Raw genomic sequence first — 20882 nt, 5'->3', positions numbered from 1 at the left:
CGCTATGCGAGCTACGAGCGCCGCTCGAGCAGGGTCACCACGCTCGTCGCCTCGTCGAGGCCCATGAGCCCGCCCGCGTTGTGCGCTAGCGCCCAGGTGGCGCCTGGCACCTGGCGCGGGCCCGCGCGCTCCGTGAGCTGCAGCGCGAGCTCATGCACCATCGCGAGGCCGGACGCGGCGAGCGGGTGACCCTTCGACTCGAGGCCGCCGGAGGTGTTCACGGGGAGCGCGCCGCCGCGCGCCGTGGCCCCGCTCTCGGTGAACGGGCCGCCCTCGCCGCGGGCGCAGAGGCCGAGATCCTCGAGCGCGGCGAGCTCGGCGAACGCGGTCGAGTCGTGGACCTCCGCTACGTGTATTTTGCATGGATCGATGCCCGCGCGCGCGAAGGCCCGCCGCGCGGCCACGCGCGTCACCGAGTCGTCCTCGAAGCGTGAGCGCCCGCCGTTCGCCATCCCGAGCCCCGCGACTCGGATGCGCGCGCGCGGGCGCGCCCGCCAACGCCTCGGCCGACCCCACGAGCACCGCCGCCGCCCCGTCGCTCATCGGCGCGCACATCGCGCGCGTGAACGGGAAGACGACGGGCTTGTCGGCGAGGACCGCGTCGACCGACATCGCCTCGCGGTACTGCGCGTTCGGGTTGTGCACCCCATGCCCGTGGTTCTTCGACGCGACGCGCGCCAGGGCCTCCAGCGTCGTGCCGTACGTCTTCATGTGCCACGCGGCGCCAAGCGCGACCGCGTCGAGGATGGCGCTGCGGTCGGCTCGGGGCGCGTACGACGTGCCGCTCGACGGCGCGAGCTCCGTGTAGAGTGCACGCCACTCCTCGGGGTGCAGCTGGTCCATCCCGCCGTTGAAGAGCGCGAGCATCTTCTCGGGGGCCTCGGGCATGAACACCTTCTCCACGCCGACCGCGACGGCCACGTCGCAGGCGCCGGCCGCGACCGCGTGGCACGCCGACGCGAGGCACAGCGCGCCCGTCGCGCAGCCGCCCTCGACGTTCACGATCGGCGCGTGCTGCGGGTAGAGGCCGGAGGGCATCTCTCGCGCGAGCGGCGCCATCGCCACCTGTCCGCGGATGTTCGCTTGACCGAAGTGGTGCATGGCGGCGCTCCCGAACCACGCGCCCTCCACGCGCGCCGGGTCGACGCCCGCGTCTTCGAGCGCCGCGGTGTACGCCTCGCGCAGGAGATCGCGGTGCGTGCGCTCCGGCCACCGACGAAACTGGGTGGTCGAGCTGCCGAGGACAAAGACCTCGCGCCTCACGGGGTCACCTTTCGCCCCGGCACGGGCGCTTCGGCGGGCAGCCCGAACTTGAGCCCCGCGACGCGCGCGTCTTCGGACTCGCGCGTGGCGAGCGCGAGGTCGAAGAGCAGGCCGAACGTCACCGACTCGTCGGCCGCGAGCAGCGCCACGGGGGACTCGCACGCGCCAGCGACCTTGCGCAGCCCCTCGGAGCCGAGCGTCATGTCGGGGCCCGCCATGCCCTTCGCGAACCGCTTGGCCACGGTGCCGCCGGCGGTCCACACCGAGATCGAGACGTCCTTGCCGAGGTACGCCACGGCCGTGCACGGCGGCGCGGAGGGCCACGCGACCGTGAGCTCGCCCATGCCTCCGTCGCGCTTCTGCGCCTTGACCACCACCGCGGCGGCCTTGGCCCCTCGGAGCGCCGCGACCACCTGCGCCACCTTGGGGGCCTTCGCCGAGCGCACCACCGCGAGCGACACGGGCTCCCCGGCGACCTTGGGCTTCCCGGAGAGCGCGGCGGCGAGCCTGCCCGGCACGTCGGGCGCGTCGAAGGGCACCGTCGTCCCGCTCACGCTGAGGGCCTTGTCGTCCATCGAGAGCACGGGCGCGGCCGGCGCTTCGGGCGCGGGGGGTGGCGCGGGCGGGGCCGAGGCCGATGTCGCGGCGGTCGGCTTTGGGGCGGGCTTCTCGTCGCACGCGCCGAGGCCGACGCACAGCGTGCAGGCGGCGAGGCTCACCCCCAAGGTCCGCGCAAAGCCAACGCGGTTGCGCGAAGCCCCGGAGCGAGGCGAGGCGGGCGAGGCGAGCGAGGCGAGCGAGCCGGACAGCATGGGCGGCAGGATAGCCGCTCTTCCCCGCGCGCGGCGACCGTCAGTCGCGGCAGCAGAGCACGCCGCCGCCCGTGCTCGCGGTCTTCGTGACGGCGCCCTGCTCGTCGGCGGTGTTCGCGCCGCAGGTCCACACCGGCGGGAGCGCGCGGCAGAGATCGTTGGAGAAGCGATCGAGCGGCGCGCAGGTGACCGCGTCGGGGGCGTCGCCGACGTCGCCGCAGCCGAACAGATCGTTGGTGCCCGGCCCGCACGCCGCGCCGCCCGCGCCGGCCTGGCGGATCGCGTAGAACGAGGCCTGGCCGGTGATCCCGGAGGCCGCGCACCCGCGCCCGCCCGTCCTGGAGGCGACCGCGGCGGGGGTGTCGCAGACGCGCCAGCCGACCTGGCAGAGATCGGCGACCGCGCAGTCTTTGCCGGTGGGGTTCTGGCCGCTGTTGCCGCCCCCGCGCCCGCACGCGGGCGTGGAGACGCCGAGGCCAGGGACGGACCACGCGCCCGCGCAAGCCGCGATGTTTGGGAACGTGGCCGCGGCCGCGAAGCCCTCGCGCGTGCCGTCGGAGCAGCCCGCGTCGTTGGTGCATTTGCCGGCGTCGCAGGCGCCGCTCGCGCAGTCCTTGCCGGTCACGCAGGCGCGACCGTTCGCGCAGGCCGGGCAGAGCGGGCCGCCGCAGTCGACGTCGACCTCTGCGCCGTCGCGGGCGCCGTTGGCGCACGAGGGGCCGACAGCTGGGCTCGTGACGGGGGATCCTCCCTCGGCCGCGGTGGCGGCGTCGGCGGGCGCGACCCCGGGCCCCGCGTCCGCGGGCGACGCGGTGTCGCTCGAACACGCGGCCACGAGCGCGCTCGCGAGCACGACGAGAGGCGCGGTCCTCGGGGAGAGCCTCACGGCGCGCCGGCTAGACGAGGATCCCAGAGGGCCTGCCGGTGCTCTTGTAGGCGCCGTCCCCGAGGCTCGGCACGGTGACGCCGTAGAGCTTCAGGAGGTCGACGTGTAGATCAGACATATTTCTGTTGACGTTCACGTCGGTCACGCCGGCTGGCGTGGGCGTGCCGTAGATCTCCTGGCCGAGCTTCAGCTCGTTCGCCACGTTCTCGCTCGCGACCAGCAGCGGGACGTTCGCGGAGTTGTGCGTGCGACCGTCGGACATGTTGCTCCCGAGGATCGTCACGGTCTCGCGGAGGAGCCCCGCCGCCTTGAGCCCCGCGATGAGCTCGCCCCAGAGCCCGACCTGGATCTGGTTTATCTGGATGAGGTTCGCCCAGTTGTTGTGCGCCGAGTCGTGCTGCTCGGCCGCGACGGCCGCCGTGGGGCGGTTCGGGCCGATGCCGTCGTTGTACATGACGGTCGCGGAGCGGGTCAGGTTGCACTGCATCGCCGCGATGATGAGCTTGTGCATCGTGCGGAAGTTCCGCACGTAGGCCTCGCCCGCGGTCTCGGCGGCCGGCCGCACGCACGTGGTCGCGCTCGCGGCGCTCGCGAGCTCGCCCTCGACCTCGCGGATGCTCTGCGCGTACGCGTCGAGCCGCTGCTTGTCGGCCGCGGAGAGGGTCGACTTGTGGTGCTTGTACTGATCGAGCACGCCGTCGAGGATGCTCTTTCGGCGCTTCAAGAGGTACGCGGCCTGCTCGTTCGAGAGCTTGTCGCTCGAGCCGAAGACCCGCGCGAACATCGCCATGGGGTCGAGGATGTTCGAGATGGGGCTCGTCGCGTCGCGCCACGCGATCGAGTTCACGTAGTTGATGGAGCCGGCGCGGTCGTGGCCCTGGTCCCAGCTCGGCACCTGGCTGAAGCCCGCGTGGAGGCTGCGGATCGAGGCCTTGGGATCGGTGTCCGCCACGAGCTGGTCGAGCGACTTCGCGCAGCGCTGGTAGTTGGGATCGGCGCTCGGGTTCGCGGCGCTCGTCGTGCCGACCGGCGTGGACGAGAGGAAGCCCGCGGTGCCCGACCAGTGCACGTCGAAGTTGTTCACGGCGCGGAAGCCGCGCATCACCGAGACGTTGGCCGCGACCCCGAGATCGGCGAGCGGCTTCAGCGCGCCGCCCCGCGCGCCCGCGTAGCCCCAGTCGCCGTTGTTGGCGTCGGGCATGGGCGCGCCGCTGCCGAAGAAGCAGCCGATGAAGCGCTTCTTCGGCCCCATCCCTTGCGCGTGGGCGAGCGGCTCGCGGGCGGACTCCACGAGGGGGAGGGCGATGCACACGCCGAGACCGCGGAGGACATTGCGCCTGGAGATGCGGGATTTTAGGGTCACTTCGCGGCTCCGTGGTTCACGCTGCGGAACGCCTTGCTCATCACGAGGCGCGTGATCATCGCGCGGAGGCTCGGCGGCTTGCCCTCCACCGGGAGGGTCAAATAATAGAGAAGGTCCTTGTCCGCGTTTGCGCTCGCGTCGACGATTCGGCGCGTGGAGTAGACCGTGAGCTTCTCGGCCACGCAGCGGTGGTAGTCCGGCAGGTCGGCGAGCATGGTGTTGAGCTCGTCGAACCGCGCGAACGGGCGCCCGAGCAGCGTGCTCGCGCTCTCCACGGGCTTGCCGGTGTCGGCGTACGCGTTGCGGAGCCGCCCTCGCATGTCGAAGCCCTCGAGCCCGAGGCCGATGGGGTCCATGTACTCGTGGCAGCCCGCGCACGCGGGGCCCGCGTTCCGGTGGCTCTCGAGGCGCTCCTTCACGGAGGCCCCCGCGGGGATGGCGTCCGCGGCCTTCTTGATCTGCTCGAAGAGCGCGGAGTCCGGCGGCGGGATCGCCTTGCAGAGCAGGCGATCTTGCACGAGGCGCCCGCGGTGGATCGGGCTCGTCTTCAGCGGGGTCGCGCTCAGGGTGAGCCAGCTGCCCTGCTGGAGCACGCCGCCGCGCTCCATCGTGGCGACCCGCGTGAGCGTAGGCGACAGCTTGGCGTCCACGCTGTAGTGCGCGGCGAGCTCTTGGTTCAGGTACGTGAAGCCCGGCCGGACGAGCGCGGTCACCGGCAGGCCCTCGCGGACGACGTCGGCCATCACGCGCCAGCTCTCCTCCCACATGGTGTGCTCGAGGGTGCCTGCCGCCGCGCCCTCGTAGGCGCGGAAGTCGAACCACTGGCCCATGAAGCTCTGGACGAAGGCCTCGGTCTTCGTGTCGAGGAGGCGCTCGGTCTGCGCGCGGAGCACGGCGGGGTCCTTCGCGAGGCTCCCGTCGACCGCCTTGGCCCACAGCTCGTCGTCGGGGAGCGACGCCGTGAACATGAACGACAGGCGGCTCGCGAGCTCGTACGCGTCGAGGTCGCGCTCGCCCGAAAACTCAGGGCTCGGCGGGGCCTCGATGCGCGTCATGAACTGCGGGGCGAGGAGCACGGTGCCGAGGGCGGAGCGCAGGCCGTCGAGGAAGATCGCCCTCGGCTCGGTGAGCGAGGTCTTCGCGAGGACGATCCCCTGGTCGTAGCGCGCGGCGAGCGCGGTCGACTCCGCTTGGGCGAGCGGCCTGCCGTAGGCTCGGCGGGCGAAGGGCTCGACGATCGAGCGCGCGCACGGATCGTAGGCGAGCTCGGCCGCGGTGGCCGCCGCGCACGTGACCACCTTGGGGGACGCCAAGGCGCGATCGAGGAGCGCCTCGACCGTCTCGGTGATGTCGCGGATCGCCTTCGTGTCGAGGTTGCTCCACGGCACCGCGTCGAAGCCCGAGAACTGCGTCGTCGGGGTCCAGCTCTTCTGGAGGTCGAGGGGGAGTCGCTCCCCGAGGAGCGCCGAGGCCGCGTTCAGGTACTCGCGGTTCGACAGGTTGCGCGTGATCGCCGGGCCCGCCGCGAGCTGCTGACCGGCGGCCGCCACGGCCGGATCTTCGACGGCGGGGGGCGGACCGCCGAGGAGCGTGTCGGAGGTCTCGTCGCACGCGGCCGCCAAAGCGCCGGCCAGCACTCCGCAGAGCAGGACCTGGCGCGATGGGCTCGGGGCTCGCCCGCGTCGTCTCTGGGGATTCAAGGGGGCCTCGCTCGGTGAGCCATGGGAGCCGCAGCGTGGCGGACGCCTGCGCGCGCGCATGGCGCCAAGTAGTGTGGGCGACCGTCGACGCACCGTCAAGCGCGCCCCCCTCCGGCGCACAGGATGCCCGCGCTTCCTCTAGAGCTTGCTCGCGTCCACCACGAACACTTCTCAGAGCCGCCCCCCCCCCCGGGGTGTTGGCCCCGGGGGGGCCCCGGTGCCCCGCCGGGCGCAGGCACAAGCACCCCCCCCCCCGCGCCCCCCGCGACCTCGCTTTCACCCGGGGGGGGCCGGGGGGGGCCCCCCCCCCCCCCCGGCGGGGCCCGGCCCCCCCCCCCCCCCCCCCCCCCCCCCCGCCGCCCTCCTTTTCTGGTCTTCCCGTCTTTGCTCGCGGTGAGGCGCACGGAGCCTCGCGGGGAGAGCTCGCTCGCGGGGGGCCCCCCGCCCCCGCCGCCCCCGCCCCCCGCCCCCGCGCCCCCCGCCCCCCCCCCCCCCCCGCCCCGCGGGGGCCCCCCCCCCTCCCCGGCCCCCCCGCCGGGGGGGGCGGCCCGCCCCCCCCCCCCCCCCCCCCCCCCCCCCCCCCCCCCCCCCCCCCCCCCCCCCCCCCCCCCCCCGGGGGGGGCGCCGCCCCCTCCGGTGGCGCCGCTCGGGAGCGGGAACCCTCCGGCGCCTCGCCGGATGACCTGCGCGGTCGGCGAGGCGGTCGCCGCCGCGTCTGGCGACGGCGCAGACCTCCGCTTGCAGGCGGGCGCGCCGACCAAGACCAGCACGAGCGCTCCGACGACCCACGCGAACCGAGCAACACCCATGGGCCAAAGGGTAGCGGATGGGGCCGCCGGGAGGGCCGGAAACCCGCGCCGGTTGCATCGCAGCGCGGGGGACCGGGCTCCTACTCGCGCCCGCCCCGGCGTTTGGGGCCTCGATTCCTCGCGTGCCGGGGCCTCCACTCGGAGGTAGGCTCGTCGCCATGGCGACCGCCCACCCCACAGGCTACCTCGAGGCCGAGCACACGCCCATCTCCGACGAGCTCGACGCCACCGACCTCCGCGTGCACGGCGAGCTCCCTCGGGAGCTCCGCGGCCTGTACGTGCGCAACTCTCCGAACCCGCAGTTCGCGCCGATAGGCAAGTATCACTGGTTCGACGGCGACGGGATGGTGCACGGCATCCGCTTCGAAGACGGCCGCGCGTCGTACATGAACCGCTGGGTGCGTACCCGCGGGTTCGAGGCCGAGCGCGAGGCGGGGAGGGCCCTCTGGACTGGCATCTTGGAGCCCCTCCGGCCCGAGGCCATGAGCCTCCCCGGCGGCCCGGTGAAGGACACCGCGAACACCGATCTCGTGTTTCACCGAGGCCGACTCCTGTCGCTCTGGTGGCTCTCGGGGACTCCCTACGAGCTCTCCACGCGCGATCTGTCCACGATAGGGCCCGAGCGCTTCGACGGGAAGCTCACCGGGGGCTTCGCCGCCCACCCCAAGGTGGACCCCCGCACGAACCAGCTCGTGTTCTTCGATCACTCCATGGTTCGGCGGCCGTATCTTCGGTATGGCGTCGTCTCGCCCGAGGGGGAGCTCGTGCGCTACGAGGCCATCCCCACGGAGTCGCCGCACATCTTGCATGACATGGCGATCACGGAGAACTACTCGATACTGCTCGATTTTCCTATGGGGTGGGACCCCGAGCGCCTGAAGGCGGGGAAGCGCAAGATCGCCTTCGATCGGGGCGGGCGGAGCCGCTTCGGCGTGCTCCCCCGGCTCGGCGGGGCCGCCGACGTCCGCTGGTTCGAGGCCGAGCCTTGTTACATGTATCACACCATCAACGCCTACGAGGTGGGCCGCGAGATCGTGCTCGTGGGCTGTCGGGTCCGCGACCCCATCCCGGAGCAACAGGACACTTCGGGGGGCGTCGCCCGACTCGACACGATCGAGCTCGTGCCCCATCTCTACGAGTGGCGGTTCGACCTCGACACCGGCGAGACCCGTGAGCGCGCGCTCGACGATCTCGCGACCGAGTTCCCGCGCATCAACGACACCGTCCAGGGCACTCGCGCGCGCTTCACCTACAACCCGCGGATCGCGCGCGACTCCGCGCTCAAGTTCGACGGTCTCGTGAAGTACGACCTCGCCGGCGGAGCGTTCGCGCCCGACCGCGTCGTGTGGGACGCGCCGCCCGGCATGTTCGTGGGCGAGGCGGCCTTCGCGCCGCGCGCGGGAGGCCGCGGTGACCGCGAGGACGACGGGTGGCTCGTCACGTTCGGGTCCAGCGCCCGCGACGATCTCTCGGTGTGCTTCGTGTTGGACGCCCGCGACATGCGCGAGGTGGCGCGGGTCGACCTGCCTCGGCGTATTCCGCTGGGGTTCCACTCGATGTTCTGCCCCGGCGCGTGAGCCGAGGAGCGCGCTTTCAGCGGAGGTGCGCGTCGAGGAAGGCGAGGGTCTCGCGCATCACGGGCTCGAACCCCGGGCCGTCGTTGTAGATCTCGTGGTGCGCGAGGCCGGGGAGCGCCACGAGCCGCTTCTCGCCCCGCGCCTTCGCGTAGAGGCTCGTCATCTCGCTCCGCGCGATGAGCGCGTCGCGCTCGGGGTAGACGAAGAGAGAGGCGGCGCGGCTCTTGGGCAGCTCGTCCTCGGGCGCGAACTCGAAGAGGTCCTGGAGCGACTCGAAGGTGATCTCGAGCCGCCAGGTGGGGAAGCTCGGGGCGTCGGCGACGAGGAGCGCGCAGGTCTCGGGATCCGAGGCGAGGAGCTTCGGCACGGCGACGTACGTCACCTCGCCGGTGCTCGTGGTGGCGCGGCGCGCGGCGCGCACTTTGTCGCGAAACCGCGGAAAGTCGGGGAAGCTCGCCCACACGCGGCCGAGATCGCCGGGGCCCGCGATGGCGACGAGCGCCCGCACGCGATCGTCGCGCCCCGCCGCGCCGACGGCGACGCTGGCGCCGAGGCTTATGCCGAAGAGGCCGAGCCGCCGGGGATCGACCTCAGGCACGGTCTCGAGGAAGGTGAGCGCCGCGCGCACGTCGTCGACCTGCGCCCAGGGGACGAGCCGGCAGCGGGGCTCGCCCTCGCTCTCGCCGAAGCCGCGGTAGTCGACGTTGAGGGTCGCGTACCCCGCGCGGTTCAGGGCCTCGGCGTTCTTGGGGAGCCAGACCTCCTTCACCAGGCTGAATCCCTGACAGCACACGAGCGCGGGGACCCGCGCGCCGGGGGCGAGGTCGTCAGGCAGCCGGAGGACGCCCGCGAGCCGGGCGCCGGCCGAGTGGAGGGTGATCGCGCGTTCCATCCCCGGAGGGTCGCCCGGCGCGCGGCGGCCCGCAAGGGGGCGGGGCTCTGCGGCCGGGCCCGTAGCGCGTGGGCGCCGGGCGCGCGCGCGTGGTACGTGATCGGCGGGCGCCTCCCGCGTCCCACGAGAGCCACCATGCGAATCGCGATCATGCGCCACGGTCCGGCTGAGGACTACGCTGCCTCCGGCCGAGACTACGATCGCGTCCTCACGCCGAGCGGCCGCCGACGGGTCCGCGAGGTCGCCGAGGCGCTCGCTGCGGCCGGGGAGGCCCCACGGGTCCTCATCGCGAGCCCGCTGGTGCGTGCCCGCGAGACCGCCGAGGAGGTCGGCGCCGCGCTCCGCCGCGCGTTGCGCCTGCCGGGCGAGGTGCCCCTCCTGGTGCGCGCCGAGATGTCGCCCGGGCGCGATCCCCTCGGGCTCGTGCGCGAGCTCTTCGAGTCCGACTCGGACAACGCCGTGCTCATCGGGCACGAGCCGGACCTCTCCGACGTCGTGGCGGAGCTCTCGGGGCGTCCGCCGTCCGGGATGCTCAAGGCGATGGTCGCTTCCTTCGAGCTGCGCGCCGACACCGAGCGAGGTGGGTACACGTCCGAGCTTCGGTTCATCCTCGATCCCAAGACCTTCACGTTCGCGCGCTGACCGGGGTCGAGCGGTCGTCCGCCGCCCTGACTCGCCTCCGAGGCCCCGTCAAGGTGGAGCTCGCGGGCACCGCGAGGCGCGCAGAATGGCTCGGGTGGGGGGCCAAACCTACAGGTGTAAATAGCTGATATATATACTTATTGTTCCGCGCCTTGACAGGCCCCCCCCCCTCCTCTACCCCAAAAGGAGGAGGTCGAACGGCGATGGGCTCTCGGTCGGCGGTGGCTCAGAAGGCTCTCCCCGGGCCACGGCTCGCGCGGGCGAACGCCGCCCAGCTGGCGGGGCCCATCGGCGCCTCGGCCATCCGAGTGTCCACCCACGAGGCGAGCCGTGTCCGCCTGGCCTTGGTCCCGCCTCCCCGCCTGTTCGTCCACGAGGGCTCTCGGCAGTCGCTCGAGCGGCGCCTGGTGGCGGCGTTCCTCGGGCCGGTGAGGCTGTCGATCACCGACAACCGCCACACCATCGTGTCCCACTCCACCCACGCCGGGGTGCTCGTGGTGCGCCTCCACCACATGTTCCTCGACGCGGCGCCTCGCGTGGTGGACGCGCTCGTGCGGTACCTCGTCCTTGGCGATCGCGACGCTAGCCTCCGGGTGAGCGCGTTCATCGACGCCCACAGCTCGCGCCTCGCCTGCCGTGTCTCACGGAGCGGCCCGCTCGTCACCCGGGGCAAGACCCACGACCTGCTCTCGATTTTCCGCGAGCTGAACGAGCGGTACTTCGGCGGCGCCTGCGACGCCCTGGTCACCTGGGGCCAGCGGTCGCGCAAGAGCGCCGTGCCGCGGCGCAGCCTCAAGCTCGGCAGCTACAGCGACGTCGACCGCCTCGCCCGCATCCACCCGGTGCTCGATAGACCCTGGGTTCCGCGCTACTTCGTCGCGTTCGTGCTCTACCACGAGCTGCTCCACCACATGATCCCCGCCGCCCGGGGCGAGGGGCGCCGTCAGCTCCACCCGCCGGAGCTCCGCGCGCGCGAGCGCGAGTTCCGCGCGTTCGACCGCGCCCACGCCTGGGAGCGCCGCAACCTGCACCGCCTGTTCCGCAGCGCGTAGATTCGCGGCAAACGCGCGCGCGCCCGGGAATGGCGGCGCGGCGCGGGACGCTCCCTCGCGTGCTATGTCCCACGGTCGCGTCATGACTCGCCACGCCCGCCCGCCCGCCGCCTCGCCTCCTCGCCCCCGGGTAGGGGCGCGCTCCGCTGCGCTTGCGTCGGCGTTCGCGGTGGCGCTCGCGGCGCTCGCGATCTGCGGCTGCCGTGGGGGCGCGGCCCCCGTGAGCGCCGGGCCCGTCGGAGCCACCACGTCGAAGCCGAAGCCTACGGTCCCGCCCAAGCGTCCCACGGGCAAAGCGCGCGGCAACCTCATCGCGACGGTCGGCGATCGCTCGGTCGGGCCGTTCCTGGCGCGCCGCGACGGGTCGGCGATGGCCGCGTTCCTCGGCTTTGGTGAGGACGGCGTGCGCCGCGTCTCGGTCATCCCGCTCACGCCCCAGGGCGAGCTGCGGTCGGGAGTGCGCGGCCTCGTGCCGACCCCGTTCGACTCGGCCGACCTCGCCATCTCGGCGACCCAAGGGCCCGACAGCGGCTACGCGGTCCTGTTCTCGGCGCTGACCGATCGCGGGAAGGGCCTCTGGGCGTTCGGCGTGACCGACGAGGGCGCCCTCCGCGGCCCGGCCGCCGAGATCACCCGCACGACCAGCGACATCGTGTGGAGCGACCTCGTCGCCACGCCCCGCGGGGCCCTGGCGCTGTGGGTCGACCAGTCGGTCGACCAGGCGGGCGAGCGCGAAGGCGGGCTCTTCGCGGCCTCGCTCGACCCCGTGGGCAAGCTGCGCGGCGTGCCCGTTCGCCTCGTGAAGGGCGTGATCGGGTGGCAGGTCGTGCCCGCGGGGGCGCAGGTGCAGGTCGCGGTCGTGCACGCGCGCGCGGGCGCCGAGGCCCCGCCGGAGCCTGGTAAGTCTTCGGAACCAAAGAAGAAACCGGAGTCACCTTCTTCACCGCCGGCCCCGGCGATCTCGCTGATGACCCTCGACGCTGACGCGCGCATCGAGCGGGCGGTCCCGGTGGCGGTGAGCGCGACGGTCCGCGGGACCGTCGACGTGGCGCGTGAGCGCGGGCGCTCCCACGTGCTGTGGACCGACACCTCGGGCACCGAGCCCGAGGTGCTGGCCGTCACGGTGGACGACCAGCGCGGGGCGGGGCCGGCGCGTCGCGTCGCCGACACCCGCGACGGCAACGTGCTCGTCGCGGTCGCCGGCGGCGAGGGCGGCGTCGCGGTGGCGTGGGAGCGCGACGTGCCCGAGGCCCGCGACCGTCGGTTCGTGCAGCTCGTCCGCCTCACGGACGTGCCCGCCCACCGGGCCACGCGCCTCGAGGTCGCCCCGAAGGGGCGCGTCGAGATCGCGGGCGCGCCCGACGGCTTCGCCGTTCTGGCCTCGGTCCGGGCGTGCAGCTTCGATCCTCGCGCGGAGCCCGACTGCGCCGTCGCGCCCTTCGCGCCCGCGCTCCTCCGCGCCGATCGCGATCTGGCGCCGCTCGACGTGACGCCCCTCGAGGTTGGCGACGATCCCCCGGGCCTCGCGTGGGCGCTCGGCTGCCCGAGCGGGTGCCTGGCGCTCTCCGCCGCGGGCGCCTCGCCGGCCCGGGTGCGCACGGCGTTCGTGGCGGCCCGCACCTCGCCCGCGGCGCCCCTCCGCGACCCCACGCCCACCGCGCCGCTCGAGTCGCGCATGCTCGACATCGAGACGCTCTCGAGCGGGGAGGCCCAGGCCAAGCTCGCCCACCTCAAGCTCGGCGGCACCCACCTGGTCGCGAGCCTCTCGGCGGACTTCGAGCTGCCCGGCCGCGCCAGCCGCGCCGCCGTCGTCCGCGTCCGCGCCTACGACGAGCAAGGGCGCGTGCTCTTCGCCGAGGCCGCCCCCGCGAAAGGCCCCGCGAAAGACCCGACCGTGCTCACGAGCCGCGCCCTCGCGGTAGGAGGCCTCGCGATCGCGCCAGCGGGGCGGCCGGAGGACGGCGGCGCCGTCGCCTGGGTCGGGCGCCAGGGCGCCGAGCCGCAGGTGCATATTACACGTATCGACGCGCGAGGCCGGCGGACCAACGAGATCGTGCTCACGAGCTCCCGGGGCGGCGCGACCGACGTGGCCCTCGCGTGGGTAGGCGACGCGTGGATCGTGGGGTGGATTGATTTTCGCGACGGCAACGGAGAGGTGTACGCCACCAAGATCACGCCCGACTTGAAGCGCATCGTCCGCGAAGAGCGCATCACGCGCGCGCCGGGCGACGCGACCGGGCTGCAGCTGCTCGCTGCGGGGCGCGACCGGGTGTTCGCCGCCTGGTCCGACGCGCGCGAGGCGCCGCGAGAGGGCTTCGCGGACATCTACCTCGCGCAGCTCCGCACCCACGACGCGACCCGCCTCACCGAGGAGCTCCGGCTCCTGCCGAGCGTGCCCCACTCGCGCTCGCCCGAGCTCGTCCCGGCCGTGGGCGGGGCCGCGGGCGCGATCGTGGCGTGGATCGAGCAGGCGCCCGAGGGCGCCGATCCTTCCCGAGGCGGGGCCTACCGCGCCCTCGCGCTGCGCGTAGACGGCCAGGGCAAGCCCGTGGGCGTGCCGGTGTCGCTCCCGGTCGCCGGGCCGGGCCACCCGACGGCGCTCTCGCTCCAGGTGGCGCCCGACGGGGTCCGCGGCATCATCGCGCGGGCCCACGCCGGAGGCGTCACCCTGGACGGCCTGCGGGGAAACTTCGGCAGCTTCGCCGCGGTCCCGCTCGGCGGCGTCGCGACGCCCGCCTCGTCCGACGTCGCGTTGCTCGCCTTCGACGGGTGGGTCTACTTCGGCGAGGACGGCGCGGCCACGCACGAGCGCCGCTTGCGCCGCGCCCACGTCCCCCGCTGAGACGTCGCGCCTCGCGATGCGCGCCAACCTGGCGAAATATCAAGGAAATTCAGGATGAATCAGCGGGCTCGATCGAAGCGCCGGACCGCCGAGTCAGCGCGCCGTGAAGTGCGGGTTGTGGATCACGCCGAAGAGATTGCCGAACGGGTCGCGCAGCGTGCCCACGACGATGCCGTCTCCGACGTTCTCGGGGCCGGAGACGTCGGCGGCGCCGAGGGCCGACAAATGGGCCATCGCGGCGGGGACGTCGTCGACGCCCCAGTAGGTGGTCGCGCGGTCGCCGAGGGGCGGGGGCGCCTTGGCCGGGTCGAGCGGCTGGAGGCCGAGCTCGTAGCCGCCCACGTTGAAGCCCACGTAGAAGGGCTCGTCGAAGTAAGGCGCGACGCCCATGGCGCGCGTGTACCAGGCCTTCGCCGCGGCGAGATCGGTGACCTGGAGCGTGAGCGTGCGCAGACCTTGGAACATGGCCGGACTCTACGCGACGGCGCGCTCCAGCGTTGGAAGAATAGAAAAGTCGCGTGGGGTTGCGCGCCCACGCAACGGAGCGCTCGCCCCGGCCGAGAGGGAGCGAGACCCGCGGGGCGCCGCGGCGCTCGCGTCGCGGGTTCCCTGCGGCAGATACGTGGCGTACGCTCCGGAGACCGACCATGGGCATCGACAAGATCGGCAAGAACACCTCCGGCGTGACCGACGTGGCCGGGCCCGACGCGACCTCGGGCGCGGACGGCGCCGCGGGGCCGGGGGGCGCGAAGGGCGTCGAGCGCTCGTTCGCCGAGGTCCACGAGGCCCGGCACTCCGCCGCGGGCACCTCCGTGGCCGTGGGCGGCGCGAGCTCGCCGCTGGAGCAGCTGCGGGCGGGCGCGCTCGATCAGCGGGGCTACCTCGAGGCGCGGGTCGAACAGGCGACCTCGGGCCTGCGAGGCCTCAGCGAGCGCCAGCTCGAGGCGATCCGCGTCGTGCTCCGCGAGCAGCTCGCGACCGATCCTTCCTTCATCGACCTCGTGACCCAAGCGACCGGGCGGGCGCCGCCCCCGGCGACGGACGAGTAGCGCGTGAGCGACGCCCCTCCCATGGAGCGGCCAGGTCGTCCACGGGCCGCCCGCGCCGCGCTGTCTCGCCGCGCGCTCGTGGAGGTCGGAGTGTCTGCGGGTCTCGGCGCCGCCGCCGCGTTCCTCGGGTGCTCGCGCAGGGCGACGAGCGAGCCGTCCGCGGACGCCAAGGGCACGTACGCCGCCCTGAACGCCGCGGAGGACGAGGGCAGCGCGATCACGGTGAGCGGCGGACGCGACGCGGGCGCGAACGCGAACGCGAACGCGACCCGCGCGCAGGTGCTCGAGTGGTCGTTCGGGGGCGACGCTTCGCCCGAGGCGCGGGCCGCGGTCGTGCTGCCTCCGCTCGGCCCCAGCGAGCGGACGCCGCTGTTGATCGCGCTCCACGGGCGCGGCGAGGCGCGCAAGGGCCCCGAGCTCGGCGCCCTGGGTTGGCCCCACGACTACGCGCTGCCTCGCGCGGCACGGCGCCTGCGCTCGCCCCCGCTGCGCGCCGCCGACTTCGAGGGCTTCGTGGCGCCGCAGCGGCTCGCGGACCACAACGCGCGCCTCGCGCGGCAGGCGTACCGCGGCCTCGTGGTGGTGTGCCCCTACTTGCCCGACCTCGACCTCCGGAGCCCCCTCGCGCTCCGCGACTACGCCAACTACCTGAAGCACACGGTGCTCCCTCGCGCGCGGCGCGAGCTGCCCGTCTTCCCGGGGCGCGCGTCCACGGGGATCGACGGGGTGTCGCTCGGTGGCATCGTCGCCCTCCGCGCCGGCCTCGCGCACCCGGAGGAGTACGCGTGCGTCGGATCGCTCCAGGCCGCGATCGACGATCCGTGGATCCCCGAGCTCGTGGAGGCCGTCCGGGCCGCCCGCTCGCGCGAGCCCTCCCTCAGGTTGCGCTTGCTGACGAGCGATCGAGACTACTTCCGGCGCGTCATCACCGCCGCCTCGCAGGCCCTCCGAGCGGCCTCGCTCGAACACGAGTACCTCCTGGTGCCTGGCCCCCACGACTACCCGTTCAATCGAGGACCGGGCGCGCTCGAGATGCTGCTCTGGCACGACCTCCTGCTCGCGCACGCGTAGCGCCGCGCTTTCGTGAGGCGCGCGTCTCTCCCATGGCTTCGCTCGCCGGCATTGGCTAGGATCGCGGCGAAATGGCGAAGCACGGGCGCGCGACGCGCGGCGGAGGCGGCGGAGCGCGGGGCGGCGCGGGGACGAGCGGGTGGCTGCTCCCGCTCGAGGTCGCGGGCCGCGAGGGCTCTCTCCACGACGCGGCGTCGCTCGGCGGAAAGGCGGCGCGCCTCGCGTGGCTCGTGCGTCACGGCTTCGACGTGCCGGAGACCTGGGTCATCCCGGAGGGCGCGTTCGCCGCCGCGCTCCGGGGGCTCCCGCCGCTGTGCGAGCCTCGCTCGCTCCTGCGGGTCGCGATGGGACGCAACGTCTACCCGCGCGCCGCGGAGGCGCGGCAGGAGATCCTCCGCGTGGCTCTGCCCGACGATCTCGAGGCTGAGCTCGACGCGCTCTGGGAGCGCTGGAGCACCCCGGCGCGGTGGGGCTTCGCCGTGCGATCGAGCGCGACCTGCGAGGATGGGGCGCTCGTGTCGATGGCGGGCCTCGCCGAGACGAAGCTCGGCGTGCGCGGCGGCCCGGCCCTCGCGGCCGCCGTGCGCGAGGTCTGGGCGAGCATCGCCTCGGGGCGCGCGCTCGCGTACCTCGCCGCACATGGAGTCCGCGACGTGGGCATGGCCGTCGTCGTGCAGCGCATGGTCGAAGCCGACGCGGCGGGGGTCATGTTCACGCGGATCCACGGCCCGGTGGCGGCGCGGGGGGAGCGCGTCATCAACGTAGGCTTCGGCTTGGGGGCGCCGGTGGTCGACGGGGTCACCTCACCCGACATGCTGCGGCTCGCCCGCGACGGGCGCGTCGTGTCCGAGACCGTCGCGCGAAAGCCGATCGTCACGGTGGTGGGCGATGCCGGCGTGGAGGAGCGCGAGGCGCCTGCGCCGGACGCCCCCGCGCTCGGGCCCGATCACCTCCGCCAGCTCGCCGAGGTCGCCGCGAAGCTCGAGGGCATCGAGGACGTGGCGTGGGACGTGGAGTTCGCGTGCCAGGGCGAGCGAGTGATGCTCGTGCAGGCCCGCCCGGTCACCGGTCGAGGCTTCCCCGAGGGCGGAGACGCCCAGACCGTGTGGAGCAACGTGAACGTGGGCGAGGCCCTCCCCGGCGTGGCGACGCCGTTCACGTGGTCCATCGCGGGCGCGTTCAGCGAGGCCGGGTTTCGCAGCGCGTTCGGTGCGCTCGGCTGCTCCGTGCCGAAGAACGCCAAGCTCGTCGGGAACGTTCACGGGCGCTTCTACCTGAACCTCTCGCAGTTCATGCGCATCGCGGCGCAGGTGCCCGGCCTCGATCCACGCACGCTGATGGGCCTCGGCGGCGGCTCCGGCGCGGAGCTCCTCGAGCGCGAGGTGAGCGACGTCTCCCGTCGAGGTTTCTACGCGCGGCTCCCGGTCACGGCCACGCGGCTCCTGCGCGAGCAGCTCCGGCTCGACGCCGAGGTGGACGCCTTCGAGGCGCAGGCGGAGAAGACCCTCCGCGCCCACCTCGCCCTCGATCTGGCGATCCTCCCGGACGAGGGGCTGGCGACGCGCATGCGCGACGTGCAGGCCTTCCTCGAGCGGTCGGGCACCGTGATGCTCACCTGCGCCTCGAGCTCGCTCGGCACGCACGTCGCGCTCCGCACCCTCCTCGCGCGGGTCGCCGGATCCGACGCGGACAGGCTCGCGCAGGAGCTCGTCCGCGGCATCCGCGACCTCGAGAGCGCGCGCCCCGGGATCGGCGTGCTGCGCGTCGCCGAGCTCGCGCGGAACGAGCCCGCCGCGAGGGACGCCCTCCTCCTCGAGAGCACTCGGTCTCTCGACGCCGTGCCGGACGGCCCCACGAAGCGGGCGCTCGCGCGCTTCCTCGAGCTCTACGGCGATCGCGCCGTGCGTGAGGCCGAGCTCTCGACCCCGCGCTGGCGGGAGGACCCTCGCGCCGTGCTCACCATGCTCCGCGTCGCCCTGCGCGGCGAGACCCGCGAGATCGACGCGACCCTCGCTCGGTCGCGGGCCGAAGCCGACGCGGAGATGCGGAACCTTCAGGCGCGCCTCGCCCTGCCCACGCAGACGCTCGTGCGGCACCTCGTCGCGCGCGCGCAGAAGGCGGCGCGGCTGCGTGAGCGCATGCGCGCCTGGGTCACCCGCGTTCTGGGCATGATCCGGGATGTGGCGCTCGACGCCGATCGCCGGCTGCTGCGCCTCTCGCCAGAGCTCGCCGACGACTTCCACGCCCTGCAGCGCACCGCCTCGCCGCTCGCCAATGTGCAGTCGGTGTTCTTCCTCTCGGTGGAGGAGATCATGACGGCGCTTCGGGCCTCGCGCCGAGACCTCGCGGCCCTCGTCCGCGCGCGCCGCGCCGAGCTCGCGCGCGACCTGTCTCGCCCCGATCCGCCGCCCACGTTCGTGGGGTTGCCTCCCGCCGTGCTGCTCCCGCCGGCAGGGGGGCGCGTGCTCGCGGGCATCGCCGCGAGCTCGGGCGTCGTGGAGGGGCAGGCGAGGGTGCTCATGAGCCCCGCGCAGATGTCCGCGCTGCAGCCCGGCGAAATTCTCGTCGTGCATACGACCGACGTCGGCTGGACGCCGCTCTTCTTGCTGGCCGCGGGCGTCGTCACGGAGCTCGGCGGTCCGCTCTCTCACGCGGCCGTCGTCGCCCGCGAGTTCGGCGTGCCGAGTGTGGTCAACGTGGAGCGGGCCACGCTGGTCGTGAAGACCGGCGATCGCCTCCGCGTCGACGGCGATCGCGGCACCGTGGAGATCCTCCCCGAGGGCGCGGCCCCGTGAGCGCGCGCTCACCGTCAAGCGCGCCGCGCGGGCGCCCGCGTGAGCTCCGGTTCGTGGCGTCGTCGGACGTCGCGCTCGCCCGCGCGCTGCGCGAGCTCGGCGTGGCCGAGGTGGCGGTCGCGGAGGGGCGCGTCTTCGTCGACGCGCGGCGCGCCGGCGCCGTCGGCGTGGTGGTGGGGGTCGGCCAGGTCGTGACGGTCTCCGCGCCCTCCGCGGAGCCCGCGCTGGTGCCGATCGTGCACCGCGATCGTGATCTGCTCATCGTGAACAAGCCCGCGGGGACACCCACGATCCCCGACTCCTCGGGGGCGCGCCACGCGCTCAGCTCGCTCGCCGCGCGCGCGACGGGGCTCCCTGAGTCGGCGCTGCACCCTACCTCCCGGCTCGACCGCGAGGTCAGCGGGCTCGTTACGTTCGCCATCACGCGCCAGGGCCGCGAGCGGCTCGAGGCCGCCCGCGCCGAGGGCACCTACCTGCGGCGCTACGTCGCCCTCGCGCAGGGCGCGCTGCGCCCCGGTGGGCCCAGCGGGGGCCGCGTCGACGCGCCGATCGGCCGCGCCGCGGACCCACGCCACCGCCGCGTGGATCCGGCCGGGAAGCCCTCGTCGACCCGCTACCGCGTGATCGCCGAGGCGGGCGGTGTGTCGCTCGTGGCGTTCGCCCCCGAGACCGGCCGCACGCACCAGCTCCGTGTTCACGCCGCCTCGCTGGGGGCGCCGCTCCTGGGCGATCGGACCTACGGCGGCCCGGGGCGCCTCTCGCTCCCCTCGGGGAAGGTCCTTGGTCTCGCGCGCATTTTCTTGCATTGTGCATGCATAAAGCTGCCCGCGGCGGACGGCCCCCGGGCGATCTCGTGTCCGGTGCCGGAGGAGCTCGAGGCGGCGTGGGTCACGCTCGGTGGCGAGTCGGCGGCGTGGGCGATCGCGACCTCGTGGGACACCGCGGTGGGGGAGGGCGACTCGTGAAGCTGCTCACCCCGCGCAGCTGGCTGAGAGCGGGCGGCGCGCTCGCGCTCGCCGCGGCAGCTGCGCTCGCGGTGGGCGACACGCGCGCGGAGGCCGACGAGCCCAGCATGGGGCGCCCGGACGCCGGCGCGCTCTCGCGCACGCCCCCCGATCCGCGGCCGCTCCGGTCGAGCGAGCAGTACGTGGTCGACCTGCGGTGGGTCCGCGGAGACGTGTACCTCGTCTCGATGAACGTGGTCACGCTGCCGGCTCCGCGCGAGAGCCCGAGGGTGATGGGCCGCTTCGCGCTCGAGCTCTACGAGGGGGCGACGCTGCTCGACCGCGTGCGCTTCGACTTTCCGCTGCTCGGAGCCGTCGAGGGCGAGCGCGGCGCCAAGCTCGCACCGAAGCTCTCCACGCGCGTGGGGGTGATGTTCCCGGCGATCTCGCGCGGGACCCACCTCGAGCTGTGGGATCGCGCGACGGACACCCGGTGGCCGGTCCCCTGGCCGCCGGCCACCCCCGCCCCCCTCGCGCCTGCCGACGCGGGTGGCCCCGCGCCGACGCGCGCCAACAAGGAGCCCCGATGACCGACGATTCCCCCCGGATCCCAGACCGTCCCGAAGCCGGCGGCGCGCCGACCGAGAACCCCGTGAAGCTGGTCGAGGGTCGCTATCGTGGCCCGGCGGCCGCGGCGCCGTACCCCCTGAGCCGCCTCGCGCCCTCGTTCGCGCTGGTCGACGTGGCCCGCGAGATTCAGCTCGCCGACGAGACCATCGCCACGATGACGTCGGGCAAGCTTGTCCTGATCGCCGAGCAGATCCGCGCACTTCAAGACAAGGCGCGGGCGCTCCTCGAGAAGGCTCGCGCCGACGCCGAGCTCCACCGCGCGCGCTGCGCCTTCGAGAAGAAGCCGGGCGCCACCTACCACATCTACACCGAGCCGAGCGGCACCCGCTGGTTCTCTCTCTTTGGTCCCGACGAGTGGCGCACGGGCGCCCCGCCGGGATACGTCGGGTCGTTTCGGCTCGAGTCCGATCAGTCCTTCACGCCGGTCTCGGAGATCCCCGCCCGCGACGTGGAGGTCGCGTCGCTCGCCGGTCTCCTCGGCACGGGCGACGCCCCCTCCAGGGTCCGCTGACGCGCCCTGACGAGAGCGTGGAGGCTTTCGTCGATTTGTGCGAC

At 74.0% G+C, this 20882-nt stretch carries 18 protein-coding genes; 10 read left to right on the top strand and 8 right to left on the bottom strand.

The genetic code is table 11. The annotated features are described in order from the left end of the window. Positions 1 to 11: 11 nt before the first annotated feature. The 6 genes from IPQ09_03075 to IPQ09_03050 are packed head-to-tail and all read right to left on the bottom strand — an operon-like array spanning position 12 to position 6024. The gene (locus tag IPQ09_03075; protein MBL0193205.1) at positions 12 to 161 is read right to left on the bottom strand and encodes a hypothetical protein; all 150 of its coding nucleotides are present in this window, start codon (positions 159 to 161) and stop codon (positions 12 to 14) included. Then, on the bottom strand, positions 151 to 1263 hold the full coding sequence (locus tag IPQ09_03070; protein MBL0193204.1) for a thiolase family protein: 1113 nt from the start codon (positions 1261 to 1263) through the stop codon (positions 151 to 153). Before IPQ09_03070 ends, IPQ09_03075 begins: the two co-directional genes overlap by 11 nt. Then, positions 1260 to 2075, bottom strand: coding sequence for a hypothetical protein (locus tag IPQ09_03065; protein ID MBL0193203.1), 816 nt, complete (start codon positions 2073 to 2075; stop codon positions 1260 to 1262). Before IPQ09_03065 ends, IPQ09_03070 begins: the two co-directional genes overlap by 4 nt. Before the next feature lie 40 nt (positions 2076 to 2115). Beyond that, entirely contained in the window at positions 2116 to 2961 is an 846-nt protein-coding gene (locus tag IPQ09_03060; protein MBL0193202.1) for a hypothetical protein, read from the bottom strand. A gap of 10 nt (positions 2962 to 2971) precedes the next feature. Further along, complete coding sequence (locus tag IPQ09_03055; GenBank protein ID MBL0193201.1) at positions 2972 to 4324, bottom strand: DUF1552 domain-containing protein; 1353 nt, start codon at positions 4322 to 4324, stop codon at positions 2972 to 2974. Next, positions 4321 to 6024: a DUF1588 domain-containing protein gene (locus IPQ09_03050; protein ID MBL0193200.1), complete on the bottom strand. Its 1704-nt coding sequence runs from the start codon at positions 6022 to 6024 to the stop codon at positions 4321 to 4323. The genes IPQ09_03055 and IPQ09_03050 overlap by 4 nt, the downstream gene beginning before the upstream one ends. A 967-nt stretch (positions 6025 to 6991) precedes the next feature. On the opposite strand from IPQ09_03050, the gene IPQ09_03045 reads away from it, so the two are divergent. Next, positions 6992 to 8410, top strand: coding sequence for a carotenoid oxygenase family protein (locus IPQ09_03045; GenBank protein MBL0193199.1), 1419 nt, complete (start codon positions 6992 to 6994; stop codon positions 8408 to 8410). Between the two features lie 16 nt (positions 8411 to 8426). Here IPQ09_03045 and IPQ09_03040 read toward each other — a convergent pair whose 3' ends face one another. Further along, complete coding sequence (locus IPQ09_03040) at positions 8427 to 9302, bottom strand: alpha/beta fold hydrolase (GenBank protein MBL0193198.1); 876 nt, start codon at positions 9300 to 9302, stop codon at positions 8427 to 8429. A 135-nt stretch (positions 9303 to 9437) separates the two neighbouring features. On the opposite strand from IPQ09_03040, the gene IPQ09_03035 reads away from it, so the two are divergent. The 3 genes from IPQ09_03035 (at position 9438) to IPQ09_03025 (ending at position 13838) form a co-directional block, all read left to right on the top strand. Next, a complete protein-coding gene (locus IPQ09_03035) occupies positions 9438 to 9944 on the top strand; it encodes a histidine phosphatase family protein (protein MBL0193197.1) in 507 nt (168 codons plus the stop codon). Positions 9945 to 10147: 203 nt separating this feature from the next. Next, positions 10148 to 10996 (top strand): hypothetical protein, encoded by an 849-nt coding sequence (locus tag IPQ09_03030; GenBank protein MBL0193196.1) that lies wholly within the window; start codon positions 10148 to 10150, stop codon positions 10994 to 10996. Between the two features lie 82 nt (positions 10997 to 11078). Then, the gene (locus IPQ09_03025; GenBank protein ID MBL0193195.1) at positions 11079 to 13838 is read left to right on the top strand and encodes a hypothetical protein; all 2760 of its coding nucleotides are present in this window, start codon (positions 11079 to 11081) and stop codon (positions 13836 to 13838) included. A gap of 93 nt (positions 13839 to 13931) precedes the next feature. On the opposite strand, the gene IPQ09_03020 is transcribed toward IPQ09_03025, so the two are convergent. Beyond that, positions 13932 to 14303: a VOC family protein gene (locus IPQ09_03020; GenBank protein ID MBL0193194.1), complete on the bottom strand. Its 372-nt coding sequence runs from the start codon at positions 14301 to 14303 to the stop codon at positions 13932 to 13934. A 182-nt stretch (positions 14304 to 14485) separates the two neighbouring features. On the opposite strand from IPQ09_03020, the gene IPQ09_03015 reads away from it, so the two are divergent. From IPQ09_03015 to IPQ09_02990, 6 genes are all read left to right on the top strand, one after another. After that, positions 14486 to 14887: a hypothetical protein gene (locus IPQ09_03015; protein MBL0193193.1), complete on the top strand. Its 402-nt coding sequence runs from the start codon at positions 14486 to 14488 to the stop codon at positions 14885 to 14887. A 3-nt stretch (positions 14888 to 14890) separates the two neighbouring features. After that, the gene (locus IPQ09_03010; GenBank protein ID MBL0193192.1) at positions 14891 to 15958 is read left to right on the top strand and encodes an esterase; all 1068 of its coding nucleotides are present in this window, start codon (positions 14891 to 14893) and stop codon (positions 15956 to 15958) included. Positions 15959 to 16029: 71 nt separating this feature from the next. Continuing rightward, on the top strand, positions 16030 to 18753 hold the full coding sequence (locus IPQ09_03005; GenBank protein ID MBL0193191.1) for a phosphoenolpyruvate synthase: 2724 nt from the start codon (positions 16030 to 16032) through the stop codon (positions 18751 to 18753). Positions 18754 to 18806: 53 nt separating this feature from the next. Next, the gene (locus tag IPQ09_03000; GenBank protein ID MBL0193190.1) at positions 18807 to 19718 is read left to right on the top strand and encodes an RluA family pseudouridine synthase; all 912 of its coding nucleotides are present in this window, start codon (positions 18807 to 18809) and stop codon (positions 19716 to 19718) included. After that, complete coding sequence (locus tag IPQ09_02995; protein MBL0193189.1) at positions 19715 to 20287, top strand: hypothetical protein; 573 nt, start codon at positions 19715 to 19717, stop codon at positions 20285 to 20287. Before IPQ09_03000 ends, IPQ09_02995 begins: the two co-directional genes overlap by 4 nt. After that, entirely contained in the window at positions 20284 to 20838 is a 555-nt protein-coding gene (locus IPQ09_02990) for a DUF2452 domain-containing protein (protein ID MBL0193188.1), read from the top strand. The genes IPQ09_02995 and IPQ09_02990 overlap by 4 nt, the downstream gene beginning before the upstream one ends. Positions 20839 to 20882 lie beyond the last annotated feature (44 nt).

The organism is Myxococcales bacterium, assembly GCA_016720545.1.
Lineage (GTDB): Bacteria > Myxococcota_A > Polyangia > Polyangiales > Polyangiaceae > JAAFHV01.
This window is presented reverse-complemented; position numbering and strand designations above follow the sequence as displayed.